Below are 10,083 nucleotides of genomic sequence, written 5' to 3' on the forward strand. Positions count from 1 at the left end.
ATTGGGTTAACTAGTCGCTCTGACATTTGTCGGTTGATTTAATTCGTATACGGCCTGTTTGACTGACAGATAAAGCCAGCCCCTCAAGGTTGGCTTTATCTTTATTTGGGCAATAAATAAATGTTCCATTTTGAAAACCATTTAATGAGCCATCGGGCCTAAAGGTAATTGCACTTCGGGGGTATTGCATAGAATCTGCATCATGGATTTTTTCAAATGTGCTTATTAATAAGTCGTCGGTGTCTAATGACGTAGACTTGTCGTTATCAATAAATAGCGACATTTGCCCATCCCACTCATCTTTAGTGCATTGATTATCTTTTAAAGCACACAAAGTAACATAAGTGCCATTTTCAATGGCGTAAAGGCGGCCATAATTAATGTTTCTGTGCAGCAAATTAACATGATTGTCGGCTCGGTTTTTCGCTAAAAAGTCAGGAAAAACCGATAGAGAAATTTGGCTAACAATACTCACAATAGCAATAGATGCCATTAATTCTAAAAGCGTATAGCCAGCCTGAGTTTGGGTAGATAACCTCATCCCTGAAGCCCTGAGTCAAAAAATGTATTAGCTCAGTGTAGTAAATGATAAAAATATGACAACTTAAATTGTGTGTTTTTTAACCGCATTTAAGTGCGCTGTCACCGGCATAAAAAGCAGTACCTGATTGCGATAAAGTAAGCGCTTTATTATTTTCAGTGCCACCATTGGGGCAAAAAACAAAGTCACCTGGGTTTGTGGTAATTCGTCCACTGGTATTAAAACGCAAACGACGCTCATTTCCTGTAAAGGTTAACTTGTCGTTATCTGATATTTCTTCCATGACTCTAAGCAGTGTATCGGAAGCGCCGTTATAGTGCCCATCGTTATCTACATCGATAAATACAACAATAATTTTATTCTCGTCCCACTTTTTGTTGCAGTTGAAAGTGTCTTTGCTGTTTTTAATTTTACCTTGGCCAGTAGGGCACAAAACAACAATTTCATCTGTACTGGCAGCTTGTGAGCGAGCAAAGCTAATATTGCGCTTTAGTTCAAGCAAGAAATTCTCAGCGCGGTTTTCCTCAAGCATATCGCTACTGTCCCAAAGAGCTATTGAGGCGATAATACCGACTATGGCTACTGCCACCATGAGCTCTAATAAAGTTAAACCGGTTTGGAATTTTTTCATATTATTTATACCTACTACATTTGTTATTATTATAGCTAGTTGAGAAAGATTTATAATTCAGACTTATAAATAATTATACCACGCTTGGTTGTTTTATCATCGAATTCAATTGCTTTGTTTGCTATGAACTCCATGATTGTCTAAAATCGAGGCAACTAAAGCTTTAATAAGTAGTGAGCATGAAAAAAATAGAAGCAATCATCAAACCGTTTAAGTTAGACGACGTACGCGAAGCCCTATCAGATGTAGGTATTACGGGTATGACTGTAAGTGAAGTAAAAGGTTTTGGTCGTCAAAAAGGCCACACAGAACTTTACCGTGGCGCTGAGTACATGGTGGATTTTTTACCTAAGGTAAAACTTGATATTGTGCTAACCGATGAAGATGTTGAACGCGCTATAGAAGTAATAGTAAAAACAGCGCAAACAGGAAAAATTGGTGATGGTAAAATATTTGTCACAGACGTTGAGCGTGTAGTACGTATACGCACCGCAGAAGAAGACGAAGAAGCGATTTAATTATAGTAATAAGCGCATAAATAAAAAGGCTGCAAATAATGTTATTTGCAGCCTTTTTTTGTAAATACTATTTAATACCAATCAGCAATAATAATTAAGTATTTTAAGGGGCTAAGCCCCACGCTAAGTGCGTTAAAAATGCTTGTTAAGCACACCTAAGTAGCAATTTTTTACTTACTAAACGATGTTTTTACCTCAAAGCAAATTACTTAATTAAATGAATTAATAACAATAATATTACTGTTTTTCAGCATGTTCTTCACGCGCTTCTTCAATTTCTTCAGCGATTTCTTGCGCTTCTTGCTTTGTTTTTTCGGTTAATTCACCCGCGGCTTCTTTGCTTTTTATCCATGCATCAACGGCAATCTCTTTGCCATCGTCGTACATGTCTAAGCCCATTGCTTTACTTTGTTCAAGCAACTCATTTAATGACTCATCATTTTTAAGCTCTGTGGCTTTATCTTTTACATCGTTCCATGTGTCACCAAGCTGCTCTTGCATTTGCGCGCTTTTATCTTTTGCATCTTCTTGTACTTCCTGAGCATCTTCACAGCCCGTTAGTGTAATTAAAGTGCCTAATAAAGCTAAACCTGCTAATTTGTTCATGTGCTATCTCTCCTTAGAGACAAATAATTAATTCCACTTAATAATAGAACAGCGAAGATGAACACACCTGTAACAACACGCTTAAATTTCAAATTAATGAATGAACACGATTGGCCGCTGCTGCATGAACTAGATCAAGACCCCGCGGTAATGAAATACATAAACCGAGGAACGCCTTCGACATTAAAACAAATTAAAGAAATAGGGATCCCCAGAATGCTTGCCTATAAAAATGCAAACAAAGGCTGGGGGCTGTGGAAAATCACCCTTAAAAAAGAGGACTCTTTTATAGGGTGGGTGCTTGTTAGGCCTATGCACTTTTTTACTCAAACTCCCGATTTTACAAATATTGAAATAGGGTGGCGCCTTAAGCAATCTAGTTGGGGACAGGGTTATGCAACGGAGGCGGCTAGTGCATTATGTAACGCCTTAAAAATGCAGCCAGAGATAAAAACACTATCTGCAATGGCACTGGCCGATAATAAAGCTTCAATTAGCGTCATGCAAAAGCTGGGATTTACCTGGGTTAAAAACTATATACACACTGATGAACAAGGCGATTTGGATGCCGCTTTATACGCAAAGGCGTTATAGCATACAAAAAATCACTTGTATAAACATTGACCTAACGTTCTATGGTATGCATAAATGAGCCAAGCGAGATTCAAATAATAAAGTAAGGATGTTTTATGGGGTTATTTTTTCGACCAAGCCGGCTCATTGTTAAGAGTGTGTTGATTGCACAATTTTGTATATTTAGCGTGCAGGCGGAGCAAGTTACTAAAAGCGCTGTCGCAATGCCTGACTCGTTTAGTGCAGATACAGCACAAGCTATTTTAGAACAAGGTGGAAATGCTGTTGATGCGGCTATTGCTGCGCAATTTGTATTAGCGGTAACGCTTCCCGAAGCCGGAAATATTGGCGGGGGAGGCTTTATGCTTATACAAAAAGAGGGAAAAGGCGACTTTATAGACTATCGCGAAACGGCTCCCCAAGCAGCGCACAGAGATATGTATTTAGATGCCAAGGGCGATGTAATTAAAAACAAGTCAATTTATGGTATTCACGCAAGTGGTGTACCAGGGAGCGTAGCCGGTATGTGGCTGGCGCATCAAAAACACGGCACCTTAAAATGGCAAACATTAGTACAGCCAGCGGTTACCCTAGCAGAGCAAGGCTTTAAAGTGCCGCCCAAATTGGCTCAGGGGGTCGCACAATACATTGCTCATCTAGACAAACAAAATATAAATGTAAATTTTAAACACTATTTTGCAGATATAAAAGCAAATCAGATTTTTAAACAGCCCGAGCTAGCCGCTACTTTAAAGCGCATAAGAGATAACGGTCAAGACGGGTTTTATAAAGGCGAAACATCCCGCATTATTGCCAACTTTATGCACCAGCACGGCGGCATTATTAACCAAACTGATTTGGCTAATTACACGGCTGTGTCGCGCACGCCGATTAAAGCTAACTGGAACGGTTATGAAGTATTAACCTCTCCACCACCAAGCTCTGGCGGAATAGCTATTTTGCAGTGGCTAAAAATGTTTGAGCTTAAAAAAAGCGAAATGGGGCTGGTACATAACTCTACTCAATATGTACATTTACTTGCTGAAATAGGTAAACGTGTGTTTGCCGATAGAGCAGAGTACTTGGGCGATCCGGACTTTTTTGATGTACCAGTGACTGAGCTTACTCATATTGATTACCTAAAAGCGCGCAGTAAAGATATTTCTTTAACAGCTATTTCAACCACCGAAAACATAAAACCAGGCCTCAAAGAAAGTGAACAAACCACGCATTTTTCTATTATTGATAAAATGGGTAATGCAGTGGCCAATACCACAACGATTAATTTAAGCTTTGGTAGTGGCGTTGTGGTTGAAGGTGCAGGCTTTATATTAAATGACGAAATGGACGACTTTAGCGCTAAACCTGGGGTAATGAACGCCTTTGGTGCGCTCGGCGGTAAAGCCAATGAAATTCAGCCTCAAAAGCGTATGCTTAGCTCAATGTCGCCAACCATACTGCTCAAAAACAACAGCGTTAAAATGGTCACAGGCTCGCCTGGGGGCACAACAATTATTAGCTCGGTGTATCAATCTATTTTAAATGCGGTTGAATTTAACATGGGCGCCAACGATATTGTTAATAGCACGCGGTTTCATCATCAGTTATGGCCTAAAAACGTAATCAGAACAAACGCAGGGCTCAGTGAAAACACTCAAGCTGAACTTATAAAAATGGGCTACACACTGAATGAACGCCGTTTTGGCGATTTGCAGGTTATTGTAAATAAAGACGGTGAGTTACAAGCAGCTTCTCAGGCTACAGGCCGTGGTGAGTCTCGGGTATTTTAACATTTTTAACTAACCCCTTTAAGCTAAAGGGGTTAGTTTTGTTATTAACCAATAGCGGGTACTAATCCCAACATTTGCATAAATTGGGCGACAATAATTACAACGCCGCACAGCCCTGCCACCGCTAAACCCATATTACCACTTCGCACTTGGTATCCCGTTTGAGGGCCCGATTTACGCTGCTTATACACCATAGAAACCGGTAAAAATATTGCTAATACCACAAGGGCGATGGCTGCATAGCCTAGCGCCATTATAAATCCCTGAGGGTAAAATAACGCAAACCCTAAAGGGGGAATAAAAGTAATTAGTGCGGTTTTTATTCTTTCTGATTTGGTGTCGCCTTTATTAAATGCATCAGCAAAAAAATCAAATAACCCTAAGCTAACACCTAAAAAAGAGGTGGCCAATGCTAAGTCGGCAAACAGTGTAACAGCGCTTGTTACCTGCGGATTATGCGCAATATTTGCCACACTCTCTACAAAGCCTGTTAAGCCATTACTATTGAGTAAATCACTTTGCTGCATAATCCCTTGGCTAAGCAGTTGCCAAAAAATATAAATCACTAAAGGTAAAGCAGCCCCTGCAATCATTACCTTACGCAATACTTTTGTTTCTAGCCCCACATACTTAACAATTGACGGAATAGAGCCATGAAAACCAAATGAGGTAAAAATAACGGGTAAGGCAGATAAAATCAGCCCTTGCTCAACGGGCATTTCAAGTAAGTGCTTACCTTGTACATAGGGTGTAAGCATATAAAACAAGCTGCCTAGTACTAAAATTTTAATCGTAAATAACACGCGGTTAAGTTTATCTACTTTACTGGTGCCTAAAGTAACCACGCTACCTATTACAATGGCTAAAACAATAGAGGCAATTTGGGGCGCTATGTTTATGCTCAAATCACTACTAATACGCGACTGCAACTGCGCGCCACCCCCGGCTATATAGGCTGCGCACAGGGCGTAAAACAAAAATATCATCGAAAAGTTAGCTACGTACTGGCCGCGCTTGCCTAACCAGCGCTTTGCTAAGGTGTTTAACGTTGCATCTCTAGGGGCGTATTGGTGGAGCTCTAGCATTAATAAAGCGGTGTAGGTCATCAATAACCAGCTGGCTATTATCAGTGCAAGCGCGGTATTAAACCCAAGTCCTGCAGAGGCAATTGGTAATGCCAGCATTCCTGCGCCTATGGTGGTGCCTGCAACAATTAACATGCTGCCTATTGTTTTATTTTTAAGCACTTAACTATCCTAAAATGTGTGAGAGGCACTCAAGATATAACTAGTTACTTAAAACATAAATAGTTTTGTAATAAATGCCGGTAAATAATAATGTAACTATGAATTTACAGCTGTATTTAGATGTTTATATATGTACTGCGTATTACTTTCGCGCGTATAATTTACTTTAATAGGGTTTCTACCTCCTCAGTGCAAAGGAATGGCGTGTGCCAGTTAAATTATCTTATTTACTACTTGTCATTATTTGGTGTACTACGCCATTAGGTATTGTATGGAGCAGTGAAACTGTAGCACCAACGCTCGCCGTTTTAATGCGCATGATTATAGGCTTATTTGTTGCTGGGTTAATTGTTGCTATAGCCAATATTCGTGTACCTTGGAGCAAAAACGCGTGTACGTTATATGCATACTCCAGTTTGGGTATTTTTGGCGGTATGTCATTAAGTTACATGGCTGCTACCACAGTACCTTCAGGTATTATTTCATTAGTGTTTGGCCTTGCGCCTATTCTCTCTGGCTTTTTAGCACAAAGGTTACTTAATGAGCCTAAATTTAGCCATATTAAATTAATAGCGCTGAGCTGTGCATTAATAGGCCTTTATTTTGTAAGTTATAACCAGCTACAAACCTCACAAACTCAGGGCATAGGGCTGATGTATGTGTTATTGGCGGTTACTTTATTTAGTCTCAGTGGGGTGATGATCAAACGTGTAAAAATTGCTATTCACCCTATGGCAACCACTTTTGGAGCGCTGGTTTTTGTTACTCCTTTATTTGGACTGTTGTGGTGGCTGGTAGATGGGCAAATAAGTATGGATTATTGGAGTGCTCGCTCGTTATGGAGTATTGCGTATTTAGGTATTTTTGGCTCGATTGTAGGGGCTTTAGCGTATTTTCATGTATTACAAAAGTTAAACGCCAGTACTGTAGCCTTAAGTAGTTTAATTACACCAAGTTTTGCATTAGCGCTAGGCGCATTACTTAATAACGAGCCTTTAAGTCAGGAGCTTATTATAGGAGCTATAATTATATTTTTGAGTCTAACTTTTTTTCAGTTTGGCGATAAGCTCATAAAGCGGCGCATCGGTAGTTAGCAGTTTAGGGCGGTTACATTTTTGCTATTTGAATAATTAAACGACGGTTTTTATTTCGCCCTAAAATATTTTCGTTAGTATCAACAAAACGTTTTTCACCTAGGCCTGTGGTTTGTACTTTGCCCTCATCAACCCCTAAGCTGACCATATAATCTTTTATAGCTTTAGCACGCTTACGCGATAAATCTAAGTTATTCCAACGGCCACCGTAGCTATCGGTATACGAATCAATACTTATAGACTCAATACTGGTATCATTTTTTAAATACTCAGCAATTTTATCTAAGCGCTTTTGCGACTCTTTAGTGAGCTTACTGCTATTTGATTGGTAGTTCATTACAGTAAATGAAATATCTTCAAAGCTGTATGGTAAAAGTTCATCGCGGCACTGCAAAAACGCCCAATAGGCTTGCTTAAAATTAACGCTTGAAATACCAACGGCAATTTTGTCGGCACTATTTTGCCAGTCTTGGTAGTAAAAGGTAGGATGAAACCCTTTTTCAAGTTCAGTTAGCATTTCCCATGCGGTTTTATTACCAAGCTCACCATCAAACTTTTTAAGTAACTTCATCGTGGTTATATTACGCGCGGGCAGGCCTGAACGCCATGCTGGTGGCACCGCCTTTAAACCGGCTATATCGTAATTGTCGGGGCGCACAACCATATCTAGATTAAAAGTTAGGTTTTTGTTTTTACTGGCCGATGCCTTAAATATGGCCTCACCGTAGTAGGGCACTTCGTGGTTTAATTGACACTGTAAGCGCGTTGTTTTTATAACTTCCCAATTGGAGTTATCTTGATTTGCGCTGTATTGGCGCATAGCCGCTTGCGATGAATAACTCATCAATGCGGTGCCAAGGCTTACGCTAATAAAAAACAACTTACACTTCATAAAACGCTCCGGTTAATCTACTAAGCCAATATTTTGGCGTACGGCTAAAGTAGGGCTCTATACCAACTTAATTAAAACATAATCTTTGTATCGTATTAAATAGCCTGCTCACTGCGTTAAACTTACTGATGTAAAACAAAGCTATAAATAATTTTCGCCTTGTTATTGCGCTTTTTTCTAGGCGCCATACTGGTATCCGTAATTTAATGCGATGGGGATTAATAACAGCCAATACAATTAGCAGTTATTTAAAAGCAAATAGCATGCCTACAATATATTAATTAAATAATTTATAAAGCCCTAGCCGAGTAGCCCCCAATTTTGACATAATAGTGAGCTTATCCTCATAAACCAAGAAGACTATGGCAAATACTGAGCAAACACTTTTCGCACAACGCTTTCGCGGCTTTTTTCCTGTTGTTATTGATGTAGAAACCGCCGGCTTTAATAAAGAAACCGACGCCTTACTTGAAATTGCCGTATCAATTTTAAAAATGGATGACGAAGGGTTACTCAGCATAGATCATACCGTTCATTTTCATGTAGAGCCTTTTGAAGGCGCTAATATTGAACAAGCCGCAATTGAATTTAACGGCATAGACCCGTTTAGCCCGTTGCGCGGCGCTGTACCAGAAGACGAAGCAATTAAAGAAATTTGTAAAGCAGTACGTAAAGCGCAAAAAGCTGCTGGGTGTCAACGCTCAGTTGTAGTGGCACATAATGCCGCCTTTGATCATGGCTTTTTAAATGCAGCCATTGAGCGTAACAATATTAAGCGTACGCCATTTCATCCATTTGTGAGTTTCGACACAACCTCGCTTGCAGGGTTAGCTTTAGGCCAAACGGTACTGGCTAAAGCATGTAGAGCCGCGGGGATTGAGTTTGATAACAGCCAAGCACACTCTGCACTTTACGATACAGAACGCACAGCAGAACTATATTGTTTAATAGTAAACCGTTGGCAAGAGCTAGGGGGCTGGCCGTTAGCGCCACTACCTGAAAGTGACGCCCAGGAAACTGAAAACACCGAAGAGGATACTAAAACGACTGAGTGATTTTTCCCTCAGAAAGTTTTACTAAGTGGGGTGGGTAAATACGCGAAAACTGTTTTGTGTCTTTTGCTATTTTAAGCTCCACACCTGGGTGCATTATTTCGTTAATTTTAAGTCGGCTAGTTGCCAATAGCTGAGAAATTTTTTGCTTCACCAATCTTTTTTGACGTTGTACGTGCATAGCGCGAGTTTTTATATGTTGCTCATTAGCGGCAATTTTATCTAGTAGCTGTTGGCGTTGAGCAGCAACTGGAATTTTTATCGCTTTTTCTTTAGCTTGTTTAAGTGCAGATGTTTTACTTGCTAATACTTTTTCAAAATCAATTATTTGAGATTGTTTTGAGCGCAGTTCATGCCAGTTTTGAGCTAAAAACACACGGGTTTTAGTCCCTGCCGGCGCACCTAGCTCACCTGTTTCAATACGCATAGCATCAAGAATATTCCCCCCAATTATTTTGCCGCGAGGGTTACCTGCTTTACCCACACGTATTAAGCGCCTTGCACTTAAATTACAATGCAATGCTTGGCGTTCTATAAATAAATCTTGCGCACTTTTAATATTACAGTACTGGGCATAGCCAATAGAAATAGTACGCTGGGCTGAAATTTCGCAAGTAAATGCTTCTTCATTTTCACGCTTACGACCAATAGCGCCGAGCATAATCGTTACCGCGCTTTGGCTTTCAATCGTGCCTGATTCTACAAACCCTAATACAGTAATATCGCCATTGGCTTTAACCCGCATACCATCTTTTACATCACCAGATATAATTACACTACCATCAAAATCAACGTGGCCTGTACTTACATCTACATTATGAAAACACAAAACATCGTCAACCCGCATGCCTCTAGGTAAGGCCACAGGCACACCTTTACAATCGGCAATGAGCATGTTTGGGTTATTAGGGTCTATTTTTGTGCCTTCAAAGGGCTGTAATTGGTGTTCTTTACCAGGCGTTGCCTTGATCATATCGCCAAAAACCGTATAGCCATCTTCACCTGGTGTAGCAGCTACTCGTTGCATTAAAGGGGTGCCGGGCTTTACCGTAATAATCGCGCCAAGGTCTTTCATATCGACCTTGCCACCTTCTTTTGCTTGGGGGCTAAGTACGCGGTCTTGCGCAGTAGAGCAAAGG

At 40.2% G+C, this 10,083-nt stretch carries 11 protein-coding genes; 5 read left to right on the forward strand and 6 right to left on the reverse strand.

Features of this window, described 5'->3' with window-relative positions; all coding sequences use genetic code 11:
• Positions 1-10 precede the first annotated feature (10 nt).
• Positions 11-541 carry a GspH/FimT family pseudopilin gene (locus PSH54_RS14825; RefSeq protein ID WP_064386020.1) on the reverse strand — a complete coding sequence of 177 codons (531 nt, stop codon included), beginning with the start codon at positions 539-541 and terminating at the stop codon, positions 11-13.
• Between the two features lie 79 nt (positions 542-620).
• Entirely contained in the window at positions 621-1,172 is a 552-nt protein-coding gene (locus tag PSH54_RS14830; protein WP_064386022.1) for a GspH/FimT family pseudopilin, read from the reverse strand.
• Positions 1,173-1,351: 179 nt separating this feature from the next.
• Between PSH54_RS14830 and PSH54_RS14835 the strand changes: the two genes are divergently transcribed.
• Positions 1,352-1,690, forward strand: a complete 339-nt coding sequence (locus PSH54_RS14835; RefSeq protein WP_004588371.1) for a P-II family nitrogen regulator — start codon at positions 1,352-1,354, stop codon at positions 1,688-1,690.
• Between the two features lie 237 nt (positions 1,691-1,927).
• On the opposite strand, the gene PSH54_RS14840 is transcribed toward PSH54_RS14835, so the two are convergent.
• Positions 1,928-2,296, reverse strand: coding sequence for a hypothetical protein (locus PSH54_RS14840; RefSeq protein ID WP_248442861.1), 369 nt, complete (start codon positions 2,294-2,296; stop codon positions 1,928-1,930).
• Positions 2,297-2,353: 57 nt separating this feature from the next.
• On the opposite strand from PSH54_RS14840, the gene PSH54_RS14845 reads away from it, so the two are divergent.
• Both PSH54_RS14845 and ggt read left to right on the forward strand, forming a co-directional pair.
• On the forward strand, positions 2,354-2,890 hold the full coding sequence (locus PSH54_RS14845) for a GNAT family N-acetyltransferase (protein WP_273606440.1): 537 nt from the start codon (positions 2,354-2,356) through the stop codon (positions 2,888-2,890).
• 95 nt (positions 2,891-2,985) lie between these two features.
• Complete coding sequence (gene ggt, locus PSH54_RS14850; RefSeq protein ID WP_273606441.1) at positions 2,986-4,659, forward strand: gamma-glutamyltransferase; 1,674 nt, start codon at positions 2,986-2,988, stop codon at positions 4,657-4,659.
• 44 nt (positions 4,660-4,703) lie between these two features.
• Here the strand turns inward: ggt and PSH54_RS14855 are convergent, their stop codons facing one another.
• Positions 4,704-5,906 (reverse strand): aromatic amino acid transport family protein, encoded by a 1,203-nt coding sequence (locus PSH54_RS14855; RefSeq protein ID WP_096041392.1) that lies wholly within the window; start codon positions 5,904-5,906, stop codon positions 4,704-4,706.
• A gap of 206 nt (positions 5,907-6,112) precedes the next feature.
• Between PSH54_RS14855 and PSH54_RS14860 the strand changes: the two genes are divergently transcribed.
• Positions 6,113-7,000, forward strand: coding sequence for a DMT family transporter (locus tag PSH54_RS14860; protein WP_121637770.1), 888 nt, complete (start codon positions 6,113-6,115; stop codon positions 6,998-7,000).
• A gap of 13 nt (positions 7,001-7,013) precedes the next feature.
• Here PSH54_RS14860 and PSH54_RS14865 read toward each other — a convergent pair whose 3' ends face one another.
• Complete coding sequence (locus PSH54_RS14865; protein ID WP_273606442.1) at positions 7,014-7,892, reverse strand: flagellar protein MotY; 879 nt, start codon at positions 7,890-7,892, stop codon at positions 7,014-7,016.
• 362 nt (positions 7,893-8,254) lie between these two features.
• On the opposite strand from PSH54_RS14865, the gene rnt reads away from it, so the two are divergent.
• Complete coding sequence (rnt, locus tag PSH54_RS14870) at positions 8,255-8,947, forward strand: ribonuclease T (protein ID WP_029774102.1); 693 nt, start codon at positions 8,255-8,257, stop codon at positions 8,945-8,947.
• Here the strand turns inward: rnt and PSH54_RS14875 are convergent.
• A partial coding sequence (locus tag PSH54_RS14875; RefSeq protein ID WP_273606443.1) for a DUF342 domain-containing protein occupies positions 8,931-10,083 on the reverse strand: 1,153 nt, incomplete at its 5' end. The two genes, rnt and PSH54_RS14875, sit on opposite strands and share 17 nt — an antisense overlap.

This window comes from Pseudoalteromonas sp. Angola-30 (assembly GCF_028599215.1).
Lineage (GTDB): Bacteria > Pseudomonadota > Gammaproteobacteria > Enterobacterales > Alteromonadaceae > Pseudoalteromonas > Pseudoalteromonas atlantica.